The sequence below is a fragment of the Companilactobacillus paralimentarius genome, from assembly GCF_963227125.1.
GTDB classification, from domain to species: Bacteria; Bacillota; Bacilli; order Lactobacillales; family Lactobacillaceae; genus Companilactobacillus; species Companilactobacillus paralimentarius.
Genome location: NZ_OY724131.1, coordinates 1,828,837 through 1,854,033, shown reverse-complemented (window position 1 = coordinate 1,854,033; position 25,197 = coordinate 1,828,837). Strand labels below are relative to the sequence as shown.

The 25,197-nt window shown below is 35.4% G+C and carries 18 protein-coding genes and 1 pseudogene; 10 read left to right on the top strand and 9 right to left on the bottom strand.

Annotated features, from left to right (window positions below; all coding sequences use genetic code 11):
- The first annotated feature begins 98 nt into the window (after nucleotides 1–98).
- The gene (locus ACI6PB_RS08980) at nucleotides 99–1,094 is read left to right on the top strand and encodes a zinc-binding alcohol dehydrogenase family protein (RefSeq protein ID WP_404327327.1); all 996 of its coding nucleotides are present in this window, start codon (nucleotides 99–101) and stop codon (nucleotides 1,092–1,094) included.
- Nucleotides 1,095–1,138: 44 nt separating this feature from the next.
- Here the strand turns inward: ACI6PB_RS08980 and ACI6PB_RS08975 are convergent, their stop codons facing one another.
- Nucleotides 1,139–1,915, bottom strand: coding sequence for a Cof-type HAD-IIB family hydrolase (locus ACI6PB_RS08975; RefSeq protein WP_404327326.1), 777 nt, complete (start codon nucleotides 1,913–1,915; stop codon nucleotides 1,139–1,141).
- Between the two features lie 76 nt (nucleotides 1,916–1,991).
- On the opposite strand from ACI6PB_RS08975, the gene ACI6PB_RS08970 reads away from it, so the two are divergent.
- Nucleotides 1,992–2,741 carry a response regulator transcription factor gene (locus ACI6PB_RS08970; RefSeq protein ID WP_309510789.1) on the top strand — a complete coding sequence of 250 codons (750 nt, stop codon included), beginning with the start codon at nucleotides 1,992–1,994 and terminating at the stop codon, nucleotides 2,739–2,741.
- On the top strand, nucleotides 2,741–4,246 hold the full coding sequence (locus ACI6PB_RS08965; protein ID WP_025086013.1) for a HAMP domain-containing sensor histidine kinase: 1,506 nt from the start codon (nucleotides 2,741–2,743) through the stop codon (nucleotides 4,244–4,246). The genes ACI6PB_RS08970 and ACI6PB_RS08965 overlap by 1 nt, the downstream gene beginning before the upstream one ends.
- Before the next feature lie 238 nt (nucleotides 4,247–4,484).
- Here the strand turns inward: ACI6PB_RS08965 and ACI6PB_RS08960 are convergent, their stop codons facing one another.
- Both ACI6PB_RS08960 and ACI6PB_RS08955 read right to left on the bottom strand, forming a co-directional pair.
- Entirely contained in the window at nucleotides 4,485–6,653 is a 2,169-nt protein-coding gene (locus tag ACI6PB_RS08960; protein ID WP_404327325.1) for an LTA synthase family protein, read from the bottom strand.
- Between the two features lie 81 nt (nucleotides 6,654–6,734).
- Nucleotides 6,735–8,909, bottom strand: a complete 2,175-nt coding sequence (locus ACI6PB_RS08955) for an LTA synthase family protein (RefSeq protein WP_404327324.1) — start codon at nucleotides 8,907–8,909, stop codon at nucleotides 6,735–6,737.
- A 113-nt stretch (nucleotides 8,910–9,022) separates the two neighbouring features.
- On the opposite strand from ACI6PB_RS08955, the gene ACI6PB_RS08950 reads away from it, so the two are divergent.
- A complete protein-coding gene (locus tag ACI6PB_RS08950) occupies nucleotides 9,023–9,643 on the top strand; it encodes a VanZ family protein (protein WP_025086398.1) in 621 nt (206 codons plus the stop codon).
- 55 nt (nucleotides 9,644–9,698) lie between these two features.
- Complete coding sequence (locus tag ACI6PB_RS08945; protein WP_025086399.1) at nucleotides 9,699–11,039, top strand: glucose-6-phosphate isomerase; 1,341 nt, start codon at nucleotides 9,699–9,701, stop codon at nucleotides 11,037–11,039.
- Nucleotides 11,040–11,191: 152 nt separating this feature from the next.
- On the opposite strand, the gene ACI6PB_RS08940 is transcribed toward ACI6PB_RS08945, so the two are convergent.
- Together ACI6PB_RS08940 and ACI6PB_RS08935 are read right to left on the bottom strand one after the other, a co-directional pair.
- Nucleotides 11,192–12,226 carry an IS30 family transposase gene (locus ACI6PB_RS08940; protein ID WP_059075255.1) on the bottom strand — a complete coding sequence of 345 codons (1,035 nt, stop codon included), beginning with the start codon at nucleotides 12,224–12,226 and terminating at the stop codon, nucleotides 11,192–11,194.
- Nucleotides 12,227–12,456: 230 nt separating this feature from the next.
- On the bottom strand, nucleotides 12,457–13,485 hold the full coding sequence (locus ACI6PB_RS08935; protein WP_152319183.1) for an IS30 family transposase: 1,029 nt from the start codon (nucleotides 13,483–13,485) through the stop codon (nucleotides 12,457–12,459).
- 282 nt (nucleotides 13,486–13,767) lie between these two features.
- Here ACI6PB_RS08935 and ACI6PB_RS08930 point away from each other — a divergent pair, with 282 nt between their 5' ends.
- Nucleotides 13,768–14,439, top strand: a complete 672-nt coding sequence (locus ACI6PB_RS08930) for an AraC family transcriptional regulator (protein WP_025086372.1) — start codon at nucleotides 13,768–13,770, stop codon at nucleotides 14,437–14,439.
- 240 nt (nucleotides 14,440–14,679) lie between these two features.
- Here the strand turns inward: ACI6PB_RS08930 and ACI6PB_RS08925 are convergent, their stop codons facing one another.
- The 3 genes from ACI6PB_RS08925 to ACI6PB_RS08915 form a co-directional block, all read right to left on the bottom strand.
- Entirely contained in the window at nucleotides 14,680–15,162 is a 483-nt protein-coding gene (locus ACI6PB_RS08925; protein WP_034544539.1) for a GNAT family N-acetyltransferase, read from the bottom strand.
- A 1-nt stretch (nucleotide 15,163) separates the two neighbouring features.
- On the bottom strand, nucleotides 15,164–16,567 hold the full coding sequence (brnQ, locus tag ACI6PB_RS08920) for a branched-chain amino acid transport system II carrier protein (RefSeq protein ID WP_034544540.1): 1,404 nt from the start codon (nucleotides 16,565–16,567) through the stop codon (nucleotides 15,164–15,166).
- 467 nt (nucleotides 16,568–17,034) lie between these two features.
- Nucleotides 17,035–18,753, bottom strand: a complete 1,719-nt coding sequence (locus tag ACI6PB_RS08915; RefSeq protein ID WP_056955863.1) for a DUF6792 domain-containing protein — start codon at nucleotides 18,751–18,753, stop codon at nucleotides 17,035–17,037.
- Nucleotides 18,754–18,919: 166 nt separating this feature from the next.
- On the opposite strand from ACI6PB_RS08915, the gene ACI6PB_RS08910 reads away from it, so the two are divergent.
- The 4 genes and pseudogenes from ACI6PB_RS08910 to ACI6PB_RS08895 all read left to right on the top strand — a co-directional run.
- On the top strand, nucleotides 18,920–19,141 hold the full coding sequence (locus ACI6PB_RS08910; protein ID WP_025086046.1) for a hypothetical protein: 222 nt from the start codon (nucleotides 18,920–18,922) through the stop codon (nucleotides 19,139–19,141).
- Nucleotides 19,142–19,156: 15 nt separating this feature from the next.
- On the top strand, nucleotides 19,157–21,241 hold the full coding sequence (locus tag ACI6PB_RS08905; protein ID WP_025086045.1) for an ATP-dependent Clp protease ATP-binding subunit: 2,085 nt from the start codon (nucleotides 19,157–19,159) through the stop codon (nucleotides 21,239–21,241).
- A gap of 410 nt (nucleotides 21,242–21,651) precedes the next feature.
- Entirely contained in the window at nucleotides 21,652–22,686 is a 1,035-nt protein-coding gene (locus tag ACI6PB_RS08900; protein ID WP_059075255.1) for an IS30 family transposase, read from the top strand.
- Nucleotides 22,687–22,772: 86 nt separating this feature from the next.
- Nucleotides 22,773–23,424 (top strand): annotated as a pseudogene (locus tag ACI6PB_RS08895) (family 1 glycosylhydrolase); the annotation flags it as partial.
- 43 nt (nucleotides 23,425–23,467) lie between these two features.
- Here ACI6PB_RS08895 and ACI6PB_RS08890 read toward each other — a convergent pair.
- Nucleotides 23,468–25,129 carry an ABC transporter transmembrane domain-containing protein gene (locus ACI6PB_RS08890; protein WP_404351052.1) on the bottom strand — a complete coding sequence of 554 codons (1,662 nt, stop codon included), beginning with the start codon at nucleotides 25,127–25,129 and terminating at the stop codon, nucleotides 23,468–23,470.
- Between the last annotated feature and the right edge of the window lie 68 nt (nucleotides 25,130–25,197).

Genomic DNA, 25,197 nt, shown 5'->3' with positions numbered 1-25,197 from the left:
CTGATAGATGTTTTTTTTTTTTGTGTCATGAGGGGGTCAAAGGTTCAATTAATTTTTTCATTATTGTAAAATGGACCTATAAAAAAGAAGGTTAGATTATGAAGGCATTTGGAGTAACTAATAATAAGTTAGACAGCTTTTTAGAATTTGATAAAACCAAAGAAGTACCTACTGGAAGAGATCTACTGGTTAAGATTGAAGGTATTTCAGTTAATCCAGTTGATATTGCTACACGTAAGGGTATCAATACTGAATTAAAGAATCCTAAAATTTTAGGATACGATGGATACGGTATTGTTGAAGAAATTGGTGAATCTGTTAAGAATTTCCAAGTAGGGGATAAGGTTTTCTTTGCAGGTGATTACACTCGTTACGGTTCTTACCAAGAGTATGAATTGATTGATGAGAGAATTGTAGCCCATGCACCTGTACAGGCCTCGATTGAAAAAAGTGTTGCCATGCCATTAGTAACTTTGACAGCAAGTGAATTATTATTTGAAAAATTACATGTCAATCCAGCTATTGATAATCGTGATAAGACAATCCTAATTATCAACGGAGCTGGTGGTGTCGGTTCTATTGCTACCCAATTAGCTCATTTGGCTGGCTTAAAAGTCATTGCCACAGCCTCAACATCGGAAAAAGTAAAATGGGTTAAAGATTTGGGAGCTGATTTAGTAGTTAACCATCATCATGATTTAATTAAGCAAGTGCACGATTTAGGAATTAAGAATGTTGATTACATTGTTGGATTAAGTGACAACGACCCACATTGGCAAGAAATCGTAGAATTGATTAAGCCATTTGGCACTTTTGCAACAATCACTAATTTGCGTGAGTCACAGATAAGTGATTTGAAGTCAAAGTCAGTCGACTTTGCTTGGGAATGGATGTTTACCAAGGCCAAGTTCAAGTTGGCTTCGATGTCTGATCAGGGAGCTTACTTAGAGAAACTAGCACAAGGATTGGATAGTGGCATGATCAAATCGACTGTAACTAAAGTTTTCCATGGCTTAAATGTTGATAATATTAAGGCTGCTACAGAATTAGTAGAAGCAGGACATATGATGGGAAAAGTTGTTGTTTTGGCTTAAAAGTGAAAAAGGGGATGATACGTTAGTATCACCCTCTTTTTGTTTTAAATTAAATTGTAATGTTTCAAACCATTAACGATACCACCATTAACGTTTTCAGTGGTAACATAAGAAGCAATGGCTTTGACTGAATCTAAACCGTTACCCATTGCAACACTGTAATCGGCAAATTCTAACATTGGTAGATCATTATTACCATCACCAAAAGCATAAGTTGGCTTATCTTCAAGATCTAGTTCTTTTAATAGATGCTTGATACCACTCATCTTAGAAACACCCTTGTTGACGACATCAACTGATCTAGGACCAGTCTTATAAAAAGTAAGATCGTCAAAGACTTTTTGATAGTTAGAGCCATCGCCTTCAGTAACGATAACAATCATTGGGATTTTGTTGGATTTGTAAAAATCAGGGTCGATTTCAGGTAATTCCAAATGAACACTTTTGTAAAAGCCTTCAACGAAGAGATTAACTGCGTTAAGGTATGATTGATCGGCTGAATGTACACTGACAGTATCGCCAAACTTTCCAGCCTGTTTAAGCAGCTTTTCGATTAAGTCTGGTTTAATATTGTTTTCGTAAACTACTTTGCCTTGAGATTGGACATAAGCGCCATCCAAGGTAATATATGTATCAATATCAGTTGAGTCAAGTACTGGATTAATTTCAATTGGAGCACGTCCAGTATTAACGACTGGTAAATAGCCATTTTCTTTGAGTTCGCGTGTAGCTTGTGCAACGTCTGCATCAATTTTTGAATGGGCGTTTAGAAGTGTACCGTCGAGATCGAAGAAAACAGTTCCTTTATAATTTGTTTGCAAAAGATCACCAACCTAAATAAATTTTGTATACTTACAATATATTAACAATTTTACAAGAAATAATGGAGTGATATTAATGAAAATATTAATGATTGAGGATAATAAATCTGTTTCAGAGATGATGGGGATGTTCTTCCAAAAAGAGAAGTGGGATGCCAGTTTTGCATATGATGGTAACGAAGCTGTTGATATGTTCAACGCCAGTCCTAACGATTGGGATATGATCACCCTAGACTTGAATCTTCCGGGAAAAGACGGAATGGAAGTTGCTAAAGAAATTCGTAAAGTATCTAAAACTGTACCAATTATTATGTTAACTGCTCGCGATACTGAAAGTGATCAAGTATTGGGACTAGAATTTGGTGCTGACGATTATGTTACAAAACCATTCAGTCCTATCACTTTGATTGCTCGTATGAAGGCTATTCACAGACGTGACGAAAATATGGCTGAAAAATTAGCTGAGAGCAAAAATGTCAATGCAACGGTGGAAGAAGCAGAAGATGGGTTCGACATCAATACTGGTTTCTTTAAGCTCAACTCCAGCACGCGTGAAGCTTATTTGAATGATAAGGAAATTCCCGATTTGACACCAAAGGAATTTGACTTATTGAAGACTCTAGCTAGCAAGCCTAAGCAAGTCTTCTCACGTGAACAATTACTAGAATTAGTTTGGGATTACGACTATTTTGGAGAAGAAAGAACAGTCGATGCCCATATCAAAAAATTACGTCAAAAAATTGAAAAAGTAGGTCCACAAGTTATTGAAACAGTTTGGGGCGTGGGCTACAAATTTGATGATACTACTGCAAGGGCTGAGGCATAATGAAATTAATTTACCAAAATATGCTGAGCTTTTTGATTGTTATCTTAACGACCTTGGGGATCATTTTATATTCGGTTACGAGTGCCTCAACTAGCTGGGAATATAATCGGACCTATAAGAGTCTGGAAAGCTACGCTGGTAATCTGGAGAAGATTGCTTTGAAGACTGACCCTAAAACGGGGCAGATTCATAATATTACTGGTGACAATATTCGAACGGTTGAACAAGTTTTGTCAGAGAGAAATGTGCAATTTGCTATTTTTGACTATAACAACGACCAAGTCTATCCAACACCACCAACTAATGTAAAATTACATTTGAAAGACTCTTACTGGAAGAAGCTTAAACAAGGTAAAACAATCCGAAATGTGCAAAAATTACAGGATACTGAAGGCAATCCCCGACTGCGAAAGGACGATAATCGAAGTTATGTTTATGTCCTGACGCCGTGGTTTCAAAATGGGAAGCTGATTGCGGCTGTTTGGGCAGGATCAGATGTTTCAGAATTGCAGACTAATATTGGTGAGATCAATAGTCGTCTATACTTCGCACTTTTGATTTCGCTATTGGCGGCAATTATTTTGAGTTTCTTATTGTCTAGATATCAAGTTAATCGTATCAACCGCTTACGTAGTGCGACCAAGAAAGTTGCTAATAACGATTTCTCGGTTCATATTGAAAGTAAGGGCCGTGATGAGTTAGATGATTTGGCAGAGGACTTTAACCAAATGGTTAAGTCTCTAGAAGCCTCAGATACTGAAATTAAGCGTCAAGAACAACGACGGAAGGAATTCATGGCTGATGCATCGCATGAAATGAGAACGCCGCTAACGACGATTAATGGACTATTAGAGGGATTGGCCTATGATGCTATTCCGGAAGAGTCTAAAGGTCAAAGTATTCAGTTAATGCGTAATGAAACCAAACGTCTGATTAGATTGGTTAATGAGAATTTGGATTACGAAAAGATTAGGACTAACCAGATCACTATGGCTAAGCGAGTCTTTGATGCCAATAAACCTTTGACTGATATTACTTCACAATTGAATAAGAAGGCTGCTGGATCTGGTGATGAATTGATTTTGAAGAAGTATGATGGTGAATTAAAGACTTTCGCCGATTACGATCGGTTTGTTCAAGTCATGTTCAATATTATTCAAAATGCTATTCAGTTTACTAATGATGGCAAGATTTTTGTCAGTGGAACTCGTGAAGAAGAGCGCCATGCCTCCGTCTTTACTGTTTCTGATACCGGAATAGGGATGTCAGAAGATCAAGTCAAGAATATTTGGGATCGTTATTATAAAGCTGATCCTTCACGAAAGAACCGTAAATACGGAGAATCTGGTTTAGGATTATCAATTGTCCATCAATTGATTGAAAATCATGGTGGAGAGATTGAAGTTAAGAGTAAAGAGAACGAGGGTACAACCTTTATCGTGACACTCTTTGACGAAGGTTATGAACATAAACCAAATGAAAATAAAGAAGGCAGTAATCGTTAAAGTTAAAAGATTATACCTAGATTTAAAATAAAAGAGTGTTCACATCAAACCTGATATATTTCAGTTTGATGTGAACACTCTTTTTGGTTCTTATCCTAAAGTGCGAATGTGTTTAAATTTCCGTCTTCCGCAAGAATTGAAAATGTGTTGGAACGCTTCAAGTCGTGTCCACCATGTTCCAGCGGCCTACAGATTTTTTGTGGACGACGGCATATTTCAACCATATTAGTTAGTGTGATCATTTCTCTTTTTTACCTAAATATGACCAACTGTCGATTGGTGAACGGTCATCCTGTAATTGCAAAGCATCAGTATTATACAAATTAGTAGTTGATTTGTTGCCATTGCGAGAATAGATACTAGTTGATTTAACACCCAGTTCATCACGACGTTTAACCAATTGTTGAACTTGATTTTGATAAGAGTAGTTAGTTGGGTTAACTGGAGTGAATCCTGTAGGTGTGTAGAATCTTAAAAGATTCTTATTATTAACGTTGTCGGAAACTTTTAATTTCAAACTGACATCTTCCAACCATTTGTCAGCCTGCATGGCTAATCTTGGATTATCCTTCAAAGGAATTTCTTGACCGGTTTTATTCTCATAAACAGTCGGACTTCCAGAATCATTCGGATAGACAGTGTATTTCGGTGTGATCAAACTTTTATTTCGAAAGGCCACAATGGAACTGTGTTGTTTCGATAACAGATCTGTTCCCAATTGAACATATTGACTCGTGTTAACTCCCGCCAAATGTAAAATTGTTGGTAGGACATCAATTTCTCCACCATAGGTGTGTTTGATGCCACCCTTGAGACCATTCATGTGAATCATAAAAGGTACACGTTGATACTGTGTTTCATTGAACTTACTCCAAGTATCAGGATCTTGGCCGAAGAGACCAGTAGCCAATTCCTTATGCTGACTTTCACCTTTTTGATTCTTATCGATACCATAATGATCACCATAGAGAACAATCATACTATTTTTAGATAGTCCAGTATCATTCAAGTAATTGAAAAACTCTTCAATTGATTTATCTAAATAATGAGCAGTTTTGAAATATTGGTTAATTTCATCATCGTCCAGATCAGTTGATTTAAAGTCACCATTATCTTCATCAGAAAACTGGTAACGAACATGATTAGTAACAGTTAAAAATTTAGTGTAGAAAGGTTGTTGCATCTGTTCAAGATACTTAGCACTTTCAGACAGCAACAATTTATCTTTAATACCATAAGTGTTGAGTGAAGCGGTATCGGGATCTTTAGTGTCGTAGTAACTTTTGTCGAAGAAGTAGTTGTAACCCATATTCTTATAGACGGAATTACGATCCCAAAAACTACCTACGTTTCCGTGGAAAACAGCGCTAGTATAGCCTTTCTTTTGTGCAAGAATAGCTGGTGCTGCTTGGAAGGTGTTTTCAGTTCCCAATTTAGTAAAGACGGAAGTACCGGCAGGGAGACCAAATAATCCAGATTCTAACATTGTTTCGGCATCACTAGTTCGACCGCTACCGACTTCGTTGAAAAAGTTGTCATAGGCAATGGTATTTTTGTCATGATAAAGCTTATTCAAGAAAGGAGTAACTTCTTGACCATTAACTTTTAAACCAATTAAGAATTGTTCAAAGCTTTCCAAATGAATAATGATAATATTTTTGCCATTAGCCTTACCAAAGTAAACCGGGTTAGGTGCAGCATAATTTTGATGGACATAATCAAGAATTTTATCCATCTCTGATTCAGTGGCAGTTGAGCGCACTTGATCGTTTTGAGCTGATCGAATTGAATCATAGGGTAAGAAAGCGTTTATTCCTAAATATTTAACGATATAAGAGTGATCAAAGGTTCTTCCTAGTAATTGAGGGCGATTAGCTTCAGAACCCGCCAAATCGGCTGAAAATAGCATTAAACCTAAACAGGTTGTGGCTACAGCATTCAATTTTCTGAAAGGACGACGGTCAATTTTGATGAAATGAAAAATAAATAAGAAGGCAATAATAACAATATCAATTAGATAAATAGCGTCACGTGCCTGCACAACGCCTAAAGTTGTAGTACCCAAACCTTTAGCAACTTTACCAACGCCGGTAATGGAATTGAAAGAGATAAAATCAGAAAAAGAGCGGAAGTACAAGACATTGCTGTAGATAAAAATTGAATCAGCAATATAAATAATGCCCATGGCAATATAAGATAAAATTCCCTTATTGAAATAGAGAGCGACACTCATCAACAAAACCAGTGTGGCAAATGGATTAACAATTAAAAAGAAGTGTTGCAAAAGATTTTCGATACCTAAGGAAAAATCAAGATAGTAGGTAACGATGGTTTTTAACCATAGACAAAGAATTAAGAAGGTCATAAATCCTAATCTAGTGTTTAATACGGATTTAATTTTTTTCATTTTTATCCTCATAACTTAATTAGTTCACCAAATAATAATACTTTATCTGAAGCAATAAAAAAAGCCAGCTCTAGGCTGACTTTACTTGTTAGTAGAAGTAGAATTATTACTCTTGTTTTCAGAATCTTCTTTTAAGATACTAGACCAACTATCAATATAAGTACGATCACCGTTTAGTTCAGGCGCATCAGTGGTATATAGACTAGTTGTCGATTTATTATTATTTTGTGAGTAAACACTAGTTGATTTTAGACCTAAATCATTACGTGTTTGAACGAGTCTTTGAATTTCGTTTTGATAATCGTAATTCTTAGGGTTAACTGGTGTGAATCCGGTTGGCGTATAGAATCTCAAAAGATTCTTATTGTTAATAGTATCTGAAAGTTTAAGCTTGTTGTTAACATATTCTTGCCACTTTTTAACCTTCTGCTTGAGAATCGGATTTTGACTGAGATCAACTAATTCGCCAGTTTTATTTCGATAAACTTCTGGTTGATCACTATTACCCTTTAAAACAGTGTAATGAGGTGTAACAAAATTCTTATTTCGAAAAATTACAATTGGATTATGCTGCTTTGAAAGTAGATCAGTTCCTAATTGAACATACTGCTTGGTGTTAATACCTGCTAAGTGAAGCAGTGTTGGCAAGACATCGATTTCACCACCATAAGTGTGATTAATACCACCTTTGAGGCCCTTCATATGAATCATGAAAGGAACTTTTTGCATCTGTGAATCATTGAAGTCGGTCCAATCTTTGGAATCAATTCCTAAGACGGGCGCTAAGTCGGTGTTTTGACTGTCAGATAATCCATAGTGATCACCGTAAAGTACAATCATTGAATTATCATAAATTCCACTGCTCTTTAAGTAACTGAAAAATTCCTTTAAGGAATTATCTAAGTAGTGAGCCGTTTCAAAGTAACCATTAACAGTACTATTATCAGTATCTGGAGGAGTGAAATCATCTTTATCTTCATCAGTTAATTGGAATGGGTAATGGTTAGTGACGGTAATGAATTTGGCATAAAATGGTTGTTGAAGTTGTTCAAGATATTTCACACTTTCTGAAAGCATCAGTTTATCCTTCATACCGAATCCTAGCATTGAATCGTCACTTTTATTAAAGTAACTGGAATCAAAGAAATAATTATAACCCATATTTTTATAAACGGAATTACGGTTCCAAAAACTACCAACATTCCCGTGGAAAACAGCACTAGTGTAACCTTCTTTTTGTCCTAAAATAGCTGGGGCAGCTTGGAAGGTGTTGTCACTTCCAAGTTTAGTGAAAAGTGATCCTTCTGGTAATCCGAAGAGACCAGTTTCTAGCATGTTTTCCGCATCACTGGTCCGTCCTTGACCAACTTCGTGATAGAAGTTATCAAACGACATTGTATTTTTATCGTTATAGAGACTGTTTAAGAACGGCGTTACTTCCTGACCGTTAACTTTGTCGTTAATTAGAAATTGTTGGAAACTTTCCAAGTGGATGATGATGATATTTTTACCTTTAGCCTTACCAAAGTAAGCTTGATTTGGCTTAGCATAATTTTTTTGAACATCGGCTAAGACATCATCCATATCGGTACCAACTGCCTCAGAACGAACTTGGTTATTTTGTACTGTTTTAATTGAATCGTAAGCCAAAAAGGTATTTAAGCCTAAATACTTAACAATATAAGAACGATCAAAAGTTCTACCCAACAATTGAGGACGATTGCTTTCCGCAACCGTTAAATTGAGTGAGAAAAGAAAAATACCTAACATGGTTGTTGCTACAGCGGTTAATTTTCTCATTGGACGAGGATCAATTTTAATAAAGTGAGTGAACAACAAAACAGCAATAATAATAAAATCTAAAACATAGAAAATATCGTGTACTTGAATTAGGCTGGTAGCACTGCCACCAAGTCCCTTAGATACCTTAGAAGCACTGGTAATAGTGTTAAAGGATAAAAAGTCGCTTAATTCACGATAATAAAGCACATTTCCATAAAGAAGAATTGATTCAAGAACATATATCACACCCATAACGATGTAAGAGATTCGAGAACGTGTAACATATAGCGATATGCTTAGTAGGATAACGGAAGTAGCGATGGGATTAAAGATTAGAATCGAATGTTGTAACAGGTCCGTTGCGCCTAGGGAAAAATCGGTATAATAAGCTATGATGGTTTTGAGCCAGAGAGTAAAGACTAAAAGAGTTAGAAAACCTAACCGTCTACTCAAGAAATTTTTTAATCTATTCATTGATAATTCCTTATTTATAAAAATTCTTTAATAAAATCTATTTAGGGACTAAATAAATTGTTTAATTGTTAGTATAATACGTTATAGGTAAAAAGTGGGGAAGAATAAGAAAAATGATATTTTTAGGACCGTTGTATACATACATTTTTGAAAAGTATGCGACTAGATTCAATCATTTTCCATTGATTAGGCTTTCTTTTTATGCTGTGGATAAAGCAATATTGTATACCTTATTTTTTGTTACCCTAAGGTATATATGGGTAAAAGTTAAAAAGAAAAATACTAGTTTTGGCCGAGAATTAGGCTTAACTATATTTGTCTTCTATGTTCTCCTACTTTTTGCTTTAACAGTCTTTCGAGATGGCTATTTCATTTGGCAATTCAAGTTTTATTGGCACCGTCCGTTATCCCAAATAAATATAATTCCACTAGTAGAAACAATAAAATTATTAAATGGTCAGTCTTTAGTCGACTTTTTTTATAATTTATATGGTAATATTGTGTGGTTCGTACCAATGGGAATATTTATACCTGCGCTTACAGAAAGACACTTTGGTTTCTTTAAAGTTGTCCTCATTGGCGCTTTGATCTCGACTTCAATTGAAACGCTTCAGTTTATTTTGAATACTGGTGTAACGGATATTGATGACGTTATCTTTAATACTCTCGGCGCTGCGGTAGGATATTTTTTATATTTTGTAGGAAAATGGATAAAAAAGCTAATAAAAATTTGAAATTTTCTTCAAAAATGATTAATCTAGTTTTGACGATATATATGGAGGAGAGAAAATGACACAAATTAAATTTGATGATTCAAAATTGAGCAAGTTCGTTCACGAGAACGAAGTTGGCGAAATGCAAGCTCTTGTTACAGCTGCTGACGATGAATTGCGTAAGGGTACTGGTGCTGGTGCTGACTTCCGTGGTTTCATCGACTTGCCTGTTGACTATGACAAGGATGAATTTGCTCGTATTAAGAAAGCTGCTAAGAAGATCCAATCAGACTCAGAAGTCTTTGTTGGAATTGGTATTGGTGGTTCATACTTAGGTGCACGTGCTGCAATTGATTTCCTAAGTTCATCATTCTATAACGTTAAGAATGAAAAAGATGTTCCAGAAGTTTACTTCTGTGGTAACTCAATTTCCCCAAATTACCTAGCTGATCTTCTTGATGTTATCGGTGACCGTGATTTCAGTATTAACGTTATTTCAAAATCTGGTACAACAACAGAACCTTCAATCGCTTTCCGTATTTTGAAAGCCAAGTTGATTGAAAAGTATGGTGTTGAAGGTGCTAAGGGCCGTATCTATGCTACAACAGATCGTGCTAAGGGTGCTTTGAAGACAGAATCAGATGCTGAAGGCTACGAAGAATTTGTTGTTCCTGATGATATCGGTGGTCGTTTCTCAGTACTTACAGCTGTTGGTCTATTGCCAATCGCCGTTGCTGGTATCGATATCGATAAGTTGATGGAAGGTGCTGCACAATCACGTGAAGACTACTCATCAGCTGACCTTACAAAGAACGATGCTTACAAGTATGCTGCTTTGAGAAACATCTTGTATCGTAAAGGTTACACAACAGAATTGCTAGAAAACTACGAACCAAATGTTCAATACTTTGGTGAATGGTGGAAGCAATTGATGGGTGAATCTGAAGGTAAAGACCAAAAAGGTATCTACCCATCATCAGCTAACTTCTCAACTGACTTGCACTCATTAGGTCAATATATCCAAGAAGGTCGTCGTAACCTTATGGAAACAGTTGTTTTGATTGACCAACCAAGACATGATGTTAAGATTCCTGCTGAAAAAGATAACCTTGATGGTTTGAAGTACTTGGAAAACAAGTCAATGGACTTTGTTAACAAGAAGGCTTACGAAGGTGTTGTTCTTGCACATACTGACGGTGGCGTTCCAGTTATGACAGTTCACATTGAAAAACAAGATGCTTATAACTTGGGTTACTTGATGTACTTCTTTGAAATTGCTGTTGGTATTTCTGGTTACTTGAACGGTATTAACCCATTCAACCAACCAGGTGTTGAAGCATACAAGAAGAACATGTTTGGTCTACTTGGCCGTCCTGGTTATGAAGAACTTGGCGAAGAATTAAACAAGAGACTATAATTTTACAAATTAAATTAATTGAACCTCACATCGAAAGATGTGAGGTTTTTTTATACTATTTTTTCTTCGAAAATTTCAATAACAAGTTAGCCACTTGGACAAAATAAATTGAATCCAAGTGATATCAGTATTTGAAGTTTATAAATATGTCTTTAAGCGCCACAGGAACTAGCAAAGAGTTCTTGTGGCGTTTTATAGTTCAATAACTTTCTAGGCATATTGTTGAGCTTAAATTCTATGTCTCTTATTACTTTTGGGCTGACTGTATCCAGTGACAGCCCTTTGGGCAAGTCACGACGTATCATTCGATTATGTACTTCATTTGTTCCACGTTCACAAGATGTATATGGGTGTGTGAAGTAAACATCCGCAACGCCAGCCATATCAGATGATAGATTAGAGAACTCAGGGCCATTGTCTGCAGTGATTGAATTGATAAGATCACCATAGTTCTTTATGATCTCTTTCATAGCATAATCTACAGAGTCGGCATCTCTACCGTCAATAAGTCTCATTATTTCAAAGCGTGTCTTACGCTCTATGAGCGTTAAGACGACACTCTCATGGCCATTTCTTTTGCCCACAATCGTGTCTATCTCAAAGTCCCCAAAGGATTCTCTGCTATCAACACTTTTAGGGCGTTTCTCAATACTACGACCAAGTAGACGCTTATGCTTTTTTGAAGTATGTTGCTTAGTCGGTCTAGTTGACTTTTCTACCAGATCAATATTCCGGATTTCAAGTCGTTGTTCATCAATATATTTGTAAAGTGTAGTAGTACAAACCATTTCATCTACTAAGAATAATTCTTCGTTCTTAGCTCGTCCAACGGCCGTATCAGGTGACCATCCATTATCTATGAACTGGCTTACAAAGAAGCCTAAAAAGGCTGTGACTTGGTCGAATTTAGAAGGACGATGGCAAAGCTTACGGTTCTTTACATACTTTTGATGTGCAGTGTCAGGAAAGTAGCAATTCAAGTGTTGAACTTTACCATTAACTTTCTTGATCTGCTCAACAGTACCTCTGTTAATTTCATTATTAATAGTCTGAGGTGAAACGCCGATAGCTTTAGCTATCTGGCGATTCGAGTAGCCAATTGAATGAAAGGAAGCAATCTTTCCACGTTCAATTTCAGTTAAATGATGTCCTTTAGGACGATTTATGATATTCTGTTCTAGCACCAAGACGAAAAACCTCTTTCATTGTTTGTGTGAGAACTCCAATGATACCTGATTTTTACGTCTTGGTGTTTTTATTTTGTCATTTTTCTAAAGTGGCTAACTTGATTATAAAATTCGCCACTATTTTTTCTTTAGTAAAATTCGAATTATTTTTTTCCGAAAATTACAAGAACAAGTTAGCCACTTGTCCAAAAAATAAATACGAAATATATCAGTGCCAGAAAAGTGCATTTCTAAACTCCACAGAAACTAGTGAATAGTTCCCGTGGAGTTTTGTAGTTCAACAACTTTCTAGGCATATCATTGAGCTTTGATTCAATAGAGGATACTAAATCTGGAGCAATAGAATCGAGTGACAGCCCTTTGGGCAAGTCACGACGAATCATTCTATTATGTGCTTCATTGGTTCCTCTTTCTGAGGAAGTATATGGATGTGCAAAATAAACATCTGAAACTCCAGACATAACAGAATCGAGATTAGCAAATTCAGGACCATTATCTGCGGTTATCGAGTTGATAATGTGACCGTAATTATGTTTGATCTCTTCCATAGCGTAATCAACAGAGTCGGCATCTCTACCGTCAATAAGTCGCATTATCTCGAATCTGGATTTACGCTCAATAAGTGTTAAGACTACGCTCTCGTGACCATTTCTCTTACCAACGATAGTATCAATTTCAAAGTCACCAAAATCTTCTCGCAAGTCAACGCTCTCAGGACGTTCCTCGATACTTCTACCCAATAGACGCTTATGTTTCTTCGAAACGTGTAGCTTGGTAGATCTATTCATTTTGTCGGTTAAGTCTATATTACGTATCTCTAAACGTTGTTCATCGATGTACTTATAAAGAGTGGTAGTTGATACCATTTCATCTTTAAAGAATAACCCATCGACACGTGATCTACCTGCGATTATATCTGGAGACCACCCCTGTTTGAACTGTTCTACAAAGTAGCTTAGGAATTGTTTAACTCGATTAAACTTAGAAGGTCGATGACACTGCTTACGCAGCGTGTCATAACGTAATTGAGCGGTATCAGGGTAATAATCATTAGAGAAATATTGTTTTCCATTAACCTTTTTAACCTGTCTTACGGTCCCTCTGCGGATCTCATTATTAATAGTTTGAGGGCAAACGCCAACGGCGTGAGCAATCTTACGATTTGAGAATCCCAAAAGGTGAAGCGAAGCTATTTCACCACGTTCAATTTCAGTTAAATGGTGTCCTTTAGTTCGTATTATGGTATCATTTTCTTGCATCAAGACGAAAAACCTCTTTCATTGTTTGTGTAGGAACTCCAATGATACCTGATTTTTTCGTCTTGGTGTTTTTATTTTGAGCTTTTATTGAAAGTGGCTAACTTGATTATAAAATTCGCCAATTATTTTTTTCTATTTGATACTAAAAATGTTACACAACAATTCTAGCTCGGTATAATTTACTTTTGCAGACACTTTTGGCTTGATTGTAGGTTTGATTCTGGCTTAAGCTACGGTAAATTTGTAAAATATAATTACAATTAATGGAAGGGGATTGCGACGATGGATGATTTGTTTTACACACGATATTTAGATCATCTTAAATCGTATGTTCACCAGACACCTGAAAAAAAGGCAATTATATTGCTAGGATACATTCAAAGAGATTTTCTTCGATATTATCGTCGAGGTGACTTAATAGATGGATTTAAGTTTATAAAGGAAAACGTTAAAAGAAATGCTGACTTAATGAGGCATTTATCTATAACTCAAATAATTTCTCAAATCCACAGTTTTGTGGATGATTTGGCGCATGAGGGTATTCAAAATCATGTTGAGATTTATCCGTTTTTGGAACTACAACAGAAGTATCATAATTTATCCTTTTCAAGTCGTTTAGAGCCAACATTAGATATCATTTATTATGTTAATACCAATATTTATCATAAAGTAACCGTAAAGGATGTTTTGATTCACGCTAATCAGTATTGTAATCCAGCTAGAGCGCAAAGAGATTTCAAAGCTGAAATGAACATGTCAATAAGTGAATTTATTAGTGCTAAGAAGATCAGTACAGCACAGAAATTATTGAGAGAGACCGATGATTCGGTTCAAAAAATTGCTGAAAAATTGAAATTCTATGATTTGAATGATTTTTCCAAACAATTTAAAAGAAAAGTTGGAATATCTCCATTAATGTATCGTAAAAATAATTATCAGGAAGAAAACAAATAGGTAATTAATTTAAAAAGGAATCAATATGAAGTTTAAATTAGTTCTTTCTTAAACTTGATTGTAACTAAATACCAACTAATGAGGGTTCACAATTTTTTACTACTTGGTCCCTTAGTTCTAGTATTATCTGGTATTTTAGTGTTTTTAATATACGAATATAGAAACCTTAAATCAAAAAAACGCCCTCCATTGAGTATTCAAGATATATTCTTTACTTGAATCTCTTAATAGAGGTCGCTTTTATTTTGTAAAAATTATTTCATCTAAATCTCCATAAGTAGTATGTTCAACTAATTCCTCATCAGTAGGTGTGAATCCAAACATTTCATAAAACGCTTGAGCAATCAGATTATCTTTCAAAACGATTAGATAAAATTTATTGAAGTCATTCTGTAAAATATTTAGAGCAGATTGGAAAAGTTTTTGACCAATGCCTTGATGTTGAAATTCAGGTAAGACATAAAGTGAATAGATTTCCCCGTAGCCAACATAATTTTTACGGCGTGCCGGTCCATAAGTACAGATGCCGACTATTTTTCCAGCAACGGTAGCGATTAAAGTATTGTTGATACGTTTTTCAGGATGCCAGATATCGGTTGTTAAGTGGTCCAAAAATGATTGTGGAACTATACCGATATAAGCGTAATTCCAAGTTTGATAATAGAGTTCTTGAATGGCTTTAAAATCAGTTTGTTGATTGGTTTTGACTATTTCAAAATTCATTTTAATCTCGACTTTCAACGGTAGTATTAACGCTTGCGAAGTTACTCAATTTTCCAACAACTAAACCTAGTACGAATCCGGCCAATGTTAATGTAACCCAACCTAATCCTAGATTTGCTAACGGAATATATTGATGATAATATCTTAAAGCTAATTTGACAAAAGTTAGGTTAGTGACAGCTGCGGGTGAGGCATTTAACATATCGAAGATAGCGGGTAGAATTGTGAATGCGATGGTCATTTTGTATACCACACCGGCATAAGGTTTAGCATGGACAGTTAAAGAAGTTAGAATCAAAGCCAGTGACAAAGGATATAGAAGCATCAACACTGGCAATGACCAAGCAATGATGTTATCGAGTCCAGCGTTAGCGACAATAAATGATAGAAAAGTTGTAACTCGCAACCATTCTAGATAACTAACTTTAGGGAATAATTTGTGAAAATCTTGTGAGAATGAAGCAACCAATCCCATAGCTGTGGTGAAAACTCCCAAAGTAACTAAAACACCGAGAAAAGCTGTTCCAAAGTTACCGAAATAATAGCTGACAATACTTGAGAGAGCATCCCCACCATTAGCTGATAATTTCATTTTGTTTAAACTAAAGGCACCTAACAATACTAAACCGAAATAAACTAAAATTTCTAAACTGATACTTAGAGAACCAGCTTTGGCAGTTAAACGAGACATTTCTTTATCTTTGTAACCTAGACCTCTGACTGCATGAACGAAGGTGACGCTTAAGGCTAATAGAGCAACGGCATCGATAGTATTGTAACCTTCGAGTAAACCATTGACTGAAGGATTAGTTTGGTAAGCTGAGGTTGGCATATGGTTCAAACCACCCATAGGTTTTAGAAAGGCCACAACAAAAATGATTGCCAATAAAATTAAAAAGATAGTATTGAGATACTTTCCAACATACTTTAATAATTGACTTTGATGTACCGTTAAAATATAAGCTAATCCAAAGAAGAGAGCGGTGAATAGGAACATACCGACAGTATTGAATTTTGCAGGTAAGAAGGGTTTGGCCGCCATTTCATAGGCCATAGCAGCAGTCCTTGGTGTTCCAAAGAATGGTCCAATTGTTAAATGAACAAGAACTAAAAAGATAGCAGCATAATATTTACCAACTGGGCGAGCCAAATCATAGAGGCCATCACTCTTGGTAACGACGACCGCTAAAATGGCTAGTAATGGAAATAATGAGCCGGAAACAGCAAATCCTAAAGCCGCTGGAAACCAGTTATTACCAGAAAGTTGTCCCAAGTGAATTGGGAAAATTAAATTACCCGATCCGAAGAACATTCCGAAGATCAATGAGCTAACAATTAACAGATGCCAAACCTTATGTTTAGGTTTAGTTTCCCCTGAAAAATTATAATTAAAATCATCTTGCATATGATACACGCTCCTTTTTGAATAATATAGATGGTCTGAAATGAAGGTTTTCTGGGTTGCCTTTAAATGTTTAAAATCAGTAAAAGCAAGGAATACGGGCATCTTTAGATGCCCCCATAATAGTCTCTAAAGTGGCAAAGCCACTAAGAGACTATAAAAAAAGAGCCCTTCTCCAACTAAGGAAAAGGGCTCAAATAGAACGGTACCACCTTTTTGGGTATTCAAAGAATACTCACTCACTTAACGGACAATCATCCGCTAGCCTGATAATGGTGGCAACCACGAAAACCTACATTTCGGCCTCGAACTCAGAAATGATTTTCGAAATTCCTGTTACGGTCACTTTGCACTTAACGTGACTCACTTAGCGAATTCAGGATTCCTACTTTTTTCTTCAACGTTTAATGACTGTATTATAGGCATTCATAATTTGAATATCAAGTATTTTTCTAATTTTATTATAATTATTATAATTTATTGGGCGTGCGATTTAAGAAATGTTTGGCACCATCTATAACGTGAAAGTAGGTCGCTAACTTGAACATATCGGTATTTATACTCTTCAGAAAAGGCCATTCACGTAACGAACCCTTGATGACAGAATTGTTTTGTTCAATAAATTCTTGTCCAATTTTTTGTGGTTGATCATTAAAGGCTCCAGATTGATAAAGATAATTAGAATAATCAAAAAAATATTTAGCAGTTTGTGGATCATTAATGTTATTACGCAGAATTCTAGTTCTCAAGCGAATAAAACTGACACTGTTACGCAAGACTTGACGACTTGTATTAGAGCTGGATAGATAAGCAAAGAGTTGTTCAAAAAACTTTTGATAAGCGTGAACTTCACCACTATTTAAATAGGCTCTAGGATGGTTCTTGAATGGATATTTCCAGTTGCTTAAATTGTATTCCCATTTTTGACCGATCCAGATAGTAAATGGGAGTTCATAGAAGACTTGCGTCATGTCCTGTTCAAAAACTTCGTTAATAATTTGTGAGTAATCATGTGGCAAAAGCCGGTTAATTTGTCGACGTAATTCAGGAGTGATAAATTTTACGTTGTCATTATCATCTGTTAGTGCAAATAATTTTTTCCAAACATCATCGGAGAAAAGAGTTGGCTTAACATGTTGAATCAGTTTTAAATTAACTGGTGCAGAATTGAGTGTGTAGCCGGCATCAAAGCAGTAATCCATTAGTTGCAAAGTTTGCACAAAATGTCCGCCTAAAGAATGTCCTAAGCCGTAAATCAAAGTTTGTGAAGCAATATTGTCCTCAATATAACGCATAAAATCACGAGCAACATTGAGTTGGCTGAGATTCTTGTCGCTACCAACTAAAATGGCGTTGACATTGTAATCCCAGTCTTTATAAGTTTCCAGAACAGCTTTTTCAAAACGTTTACTACGAGAACTGACCGTATAATCGACATTGACCTCAGTTCCCTTGAAAGTAACGTAACATTCTTTTAATCCGTCGATAGAAATTTCAAAAGCGATTCCGGAGAAACCACATTCAGCTGCTTCGGGAATAATCTCACGCGCATCATAAGATTTTACATAATCTGGCATTCGATGCACTCGCGTATAAATAAGAAAACGTAAGTAATTTTCAGGCTTAAATTCCTCGTAGAGATAACGGTCGTAATCAAATTGAAGCAACTTTGTTCGAAAATCGTTATCATGCAATAATTCGCCAGCTTGATAAGGTTCTTTGCGTAATTCAATTGGTAAGAGGTGGTGAATTAAGAGAATTACGTAGATTTGATTCAAGTAACCATGGCAGAGATTGAGATTTTCATCTTCAATTTTGTCTATCAGTTGTTTGAGTTTGTTGATTTTTCTATCTCTAGAAGGGCGTTTTAATTTTTGCTTACTGTGATTTTCATCAATATTTTTAAGTTTTAAAGCTTTATCAATTAGTTGGGGATGAATCGTTTTATTTAAAGAAAATTCGGGAACACGTAAATCAATTACTTGATTTAAAAGTAGATTGGTCAGACGTGTTTTTTCTTTATTTAAGTAAGAATAACTAAATTGAAGACGTTTGTTTTTGGGCAAAAGTTGCTTGCTATCAGCTTTATTGAAAGTTAAAGGTAAGTCCTTGTGAGCACGGAAATTAAGTAAATCAATTTGTTCATAAACATGATTTAATCGGTTTAGAGTACTTAATAGTTCTTTCATTAAATCACCTCTCGTTACTCTTATTCTAACAAATTGTTGATATATAAGGAATTGAGAACCTTTTGGTCAAAAATGATTTTATTTTTAAAATTATTTCACATTTGTAGTACTTCACACTTGTTCTATGTCACAAACGTGCTATAATATAGTTGTGGAGGTTGAGGATATGCGAATAGATATTAAATCATACTTAGAAGATAATCATTTAACAATTTATGTAATTTCAAAGAAAAGTGGGTATGGTTACACGACTTTGCATAAATCCTTTAATAAGAAACAATCTTCCGCCACACCGCTCAATTTGCGCGATATAGAGGCAATTGCCAAAGCGCAGGATACGGAAATGTGGAGAGTTCTGCGTGAATTGGAGTTGCATTATCTGAAGTGAGGAGGCTTTATATATATGGCAAGATCATTTTGGGACGACGATCCATTTAACGATAATATGGACGAAATATTTAATAGACTGATGAATCAACAAAACGGCAATTCACAAGCTAAGTATTATGTGAATGGTCATGAGTTGACTCCAGAAGAATTAGCAAAATATCAAGAGGCAAGAACTATAGGACAAAATATTCCAATTAGTGATAATAGTAAAAACAAAAAAGGTACCATTTTAGAAAAACTCGGCCGTAATTTAACTAAGGAAGCTCAACAAGGACTTCTTGATCCAGTTATTGGTCGTGACAAAGAGATTCAAGAAACAGCAGAAGTTTTAAGTCGTAGAACTAAGAATAATCCAATTTTAGTTGGTGATGCAGGTGTTGGTAAGACTGCGGTAGTTGAAGGTTTAGCACAAGCTATTGTAAAAGGTGACGTACCTGAAGCAATCAAGGATAAACAGATCATTTCGATTGATTTATCATCTCTTGAAGCTGGAACACAGTATCGTGGTTCATTCGAAGAAAATATTCAAAACTTGCTAAAAGAAGTTAAAAAAGCAGGCAATGTGGTCTTATTCTTCGATGAAATTCATCAAATTATCGGTGCTGGATCTTCTGGTTCCGATTCTGGTAGTAAAGGTTTAGCTGATATTATCAAGCCAGCCTTGAGCCGTGGAGAGATTTCTATTATTGGTGCAACCACACAAGATGAATATCGTAATACGATCATGAAAGACGCTGCTTTAGCAAGAAGATTCAATGACGTAACAATCAACGAACCAAGTAAAGAAGCAACATTGGCTATCTTGAAGGGATTGCGTAAAGCCTACGAAAATCATCATCATGTCAAATTACCAGATGAGGTTTTAAAGGCTGCTGTAGATTATTCAGTTCAATATATTCCTCAAAGATCCTTACCTGATAAGGCAATTGATTTGATTGATATGACTGCTGCTCATTTGGCAGCTAAAAATCCAGTTACTGATAAAGTAAGTTTGGAAAAATCATTGAAACAAGCTGAAAAAGATAAGGAAGAAGCAGCTAAAAAGGAAGATTATGAGAAGGCTGCTAGTTTGAAGAAACAAATTGAAGATCTTCAGGCTAAACTCGATAAGGGTGACGAACATTCTGATGAGCCAGTAGCAAAAGTTAACGATATTGCAGAATCAGTTCAAAGATTAACCGGTGTTCCTGTTTCTCAAATGGGTGCCAATGATATTGAGCACTTAAAGGGAATGGGTAAGAGATTAAAAGGCAAAGTCATTGGACAAGATGAAGCTGTAGATATGGTCGTACGTGCCATTCGTCGTAACCGTGCTGGTTTTGATGATGGAAATCGTCCAATTGGTAGTTTCTTATTTGTTGGACCTACTGGTGTTGGTAAGACTGAGCTAGTAAAACAGTTGGCTAAAGATATGTTTGGTAATAAGAATGCCATTGTCCGTTTGGATATGAGTGAGTATTCTGATTTAACCGCTGTATCTAAATTGATTGGTACATCTGCTGGTTATGTAGGTTATGAAGATAACGGCAATACTTTGACTGAAAAAGTACGTCGTAATCCATATTCCATCGTATTACTAGATGAAATTGAAAAAGCTAATCCACAAGTTTTAACATTGCTTCTACAAGTAATGGATGACGGTCGTTTAACTGACGGTCAAGGAAACGTAGTTGATTTCAAGAATACAATCATCATTGCAACTTCTAATGCTGGATTCAGTGATAATACTGATAAAGATAAGAAGTTAATGGATAAATTAGCACCATACTTCAAACCCGAATTCTTGAATAGATTCAATGGTATCGTTGAATTTACTCATCTATCCAAAGAAGATTTAAATCAAATCGTTGATTTAATGATTGATGACGTGAATACCAACTTGGCTAAGAAGAATATCACTTTGAAGATTACTCCTGAAGCTAAGGAATGGTTGATCGATGAAGGTTACGATGAAGCCATGGGTGCAAGACCATTACGTCGTGTTATTGAACAACAGATTAGAGATAAAGTTGCTGAATACTACCTCGATCATCTTGATGTAAAGAGTTTACAAGCCGATCTAGTTGATGGAACTATTAAAATTTCTGAAGTTAAATAATATAAAAAATTACCGTTACGAACGTTGTAACGGTAATTTTTTTTGTGTAGATTAGTAAATTAATGTTGAAATTTATTTTTAAAGTAACATTGACACGCCTTAATTAAAGCGCTATCATTTTACTTGAAATCAATAGTAATCAACTGGGATTGTTATAGTAATGTACATGAGCTACACAAAACCCACTTAACCTTTATATAGGGTTAGGTGGGCTTTTTTTATGGAATTTTATTAAAAGGGGTGATGGAATGAGAATAAAAAAGATTTTAAATAATAATGCCTTTATTACTCGAAGGCGAATTTTATAATCAAGTTAGCCACTTTAGAAAAATGACAAAATAAAAACACCAAGACGTAAAAATCAGGTATCATTGGAGTTCTCACACAAACAATGAAAGAGGTTTTTCGTCTTGGTGCTAGAACAGAATATCATAAATCGTCCTAAAGGACATCATTTAACTGAAATTGAACGTGGAAAGATTGCTTCCTTTCATTCAATTGGCTACTCGAATCGCCAGATAGCTAAAGCTATCGGCGTTTCACCTCAGACTATTAATAATGAAATTAACAGAGGTACTGTTGAGCAGATCAAGAAAGTTAATGGTAAAGTTCAACACTTGAATTGCTACTTTCCTGACACTGCACATCAAAAGTATGTAAAGAACCGTAAGCTTTGCCATCGTCCTTCTAAATTCGACCAAGTCACAGCCTTTTTAGGCTTCTTTGTAAGCCAGTTCATAGATAATGGATGGTCACCTGATACGGCCGTTGGACGAGCTAAGAACGAAGAATTATTCTTAGTAGATGAAATGGTTTGTACTACTACACTTTACAAATATATTGATGAACAACGACTTGAAATCCGGAATATTGATCTGGTAGAAAAGTCAACTAGACCGACTAAGCAACATACTTCAAAAAAGCATAAGCGTCTACTTGGTCGTAGTATTGAGAAACGCCCTAAAAGTGTTGATAGCAGAGAATCCTTTGGGGACTTTGAGATAGACACGATTGTGGGCAAAAGAAATGGCCATGAGAGTGTCGTCTTAACGCTCATAGAGCGTAAGACACGCTTTGAAATAATGAGACTTATTGACGGTAGAGATGCCGACTCTGTAGATTATGCTATGAAAGAGATCATAAAGAACTATGGTGATCTTATCAATTCAATCACTGCAGACAATGGCCCTGAGTTCTCTAATCTATCATCTGATATGGCTGGCGTTGCGGATGTTTACTTCACACACCCATATACATCTTGTGAACGTGGAACAAATGAAGTACATAATCGAATGATACGTCGTGACTTGCCCAAAGGGCTGTCACTGGATACAGTCAGCCCAAAAGTAATAAGAGACATAGAATTTAAGCTCAACAATATGCCTAGAAAGTTATTGAACTATAAAACGCCACAAGAACTCTTTGCTAGTTCCTGTGGCGCTTAAAGACATATTTATAAACTTCAAATACTGATATCACTTGGATTCAATTTATTTTGTCCAAGTGGCTAACTTGTTATTGAAATTTTCGTCCAAATTTTCTTTTGAAACAATTAGAAGAAAAGAACATTCGCTTAAAAATGGAATCAACAGATGAAGAAGATTTGAATAAAGGATCTGCAGACTTTGTCGCGTTTAGTTATTATTCTTCGGTTTGCACAGCGTATGATGTTACAGGATTAAAAGTAACAAAAGCTAACAGAACAATGGGAGTTTATAACAAATATTTGCCTGAAAGTGATTGGGGATGGCAAATTGACCCGATAGGTTTGAGGTTATCACTGATTGATTTGTACGATAGATATCAAAAGCCATTGTTTATTGTAGAAAATGGTTTGGGAGCGGTAGATGAGCTGGCATCGGATGGAAGTGTACATGATGATTATCGAATAGATTATCTCAGTAAACATATCAAGCAAATTAACTCAGGATGGAATTGAACTGATGGGATATTGTATTTGGGGAACGACTGACATGATTTCTGCATCTTCGAATCAGATATCTAAAAGATATGGATTAATATATGTTGATTTAGATGATGAGGGTAATGGAAGTTATAAGAGATATAAAAAAGATAGTTTCTATTGGTATAAGAAATTATTGTCGTTTGGAAGTGAGATACCGTTTTCTTTTTTTAAAACTACAAATGTTAGTGTAGAAGAAGTTTCATTGAAAATTAGATAGTAAAAAAATCGTTACGAAATTAAAGTCGTAACGATTTTTTGATTTAAATTAAATTTAATTTATCCAACCAGGTTTGAATAGCTGAATCATTCAAAAATCCTTGGGCTTTAATTTCGCCATTGTCGAGAATAATAATTTCATCAGCTTGTTCAAATAGTTGTTCATCAAATTGATGAGTAACGGTTATCCAACCGGAATGTAAGTCAGTTAGAATTTTGCTTATATCATGAGCAGTTTTAGGGTCCAAACCAGTTAAGGGTTCATCAAAAATTTTGAAATTAGCATTTCTCAGCAGCAATCGTCCTAGAACGATTCGACGTTTTTCACCGCCAGAGAAATTATTATTGTGTGAGGATAGGTTATCAACCGATGCGTATTTTTCTAGTCCGATGATGTTAAGAGTGTTGATCAATTCTTCATTTGAGAATCTATTAGAATATAACGTTAAGTTATTTTTCAAACTGTCATTGAATAGATAACTATCTTGTTCTAGTAAGTTGATTTGTTCAAATACATCAATCAATCTATAACGATTTAAAGGATGATTGTTCAGAAGAATTTCGCCAGTAAAGTCAATGTGACTAAGGGGTAGATTAATTAAAGTAGACTTTCCACTGCCACTTTTACCAACTAATAAATAATGCTTAGAGGAATCAAAATTTATAGAAATGTCTTTCAGAATCTTCTTCTGTTGATCACTGAAAGAAACGTTATCGTAATTGAGTGATTTCAATTTTGAAAGTGTCAGAAAATTAATTTCCTCAGGTGAAACATTGATTTTAGAATTGATTTTCTGAGCAGCTTCCTTGCCACCTAAAACGTCGCCGATTAAACCGGATGCGGATTGAATTGGTTCGGAAATGAAGATTATCAGTTGAGAAAAAGCGACTAATTGTCCTAAAGTGATCGATTGTTGGAGGACAAAGTAGATCCCTACGACCCAAGTTCCTAGGTATAAGAAGTTATCTAGTAATTGACTGATACCACTAATTTGTTTACGGGTCAGTTGATCTTTATTCTGATTTTTTAATAGTTTGAAATTTTGATTTTGAAAGATATTGGTAAGAGCCCTTTGGAGATTGAATAGTTGAATGGTCCGCAGGCCATTGGTGATATCTTGCAAACGTCCGGTATATTTTTTAGAGATGTTAATTAATCGATGCTTATTTTCTTTCAGACTTTTCTGTCGAAAGAAAGGTAGGAAAAGTCCTGGAATGCAGAGCAAAATAATGACGAAACTCAAGGCTGGTTTAATCATTAGTGATAAAACTATCGCAATAATAAATTGACAAATTTCTTTATAACAGTTGATACTGCCTTGAAGATAGTCAGAACGGAGAATATCAGTGGTGGAAGTAAAATCGTTGTAATAATCGGTGGTTACTTTTTTAACATCGTGACCAACACCGGTACTTTGTCGAAACATAGCTGAGAGTAATTTATTTTTGATAGTGCTAATAATGTCGTTTAAGGTTGTCTGTTCAAGATATGATGAAGCAAAATAGACTAAGGCGTCAACAATAATATAAATAATGACAACAAAAACTAAATTAATGTAAGATAGAGATCCTTTGCCAGTAGCGGTATCGGTGATTAATTGCAGAAGATACGAGACGGAGATTTCTATGGCCGATGCAATCGGAATCAGGAGCAGTAATAACATCGATTTGTATTTAGTCATCCTGAAAAATTTGGATAATAACATTAATTTTTCTCCTAAATTATAAATATTTTAATTTGATTATAACTCTAATAATTATTTTTAGAAGAAAA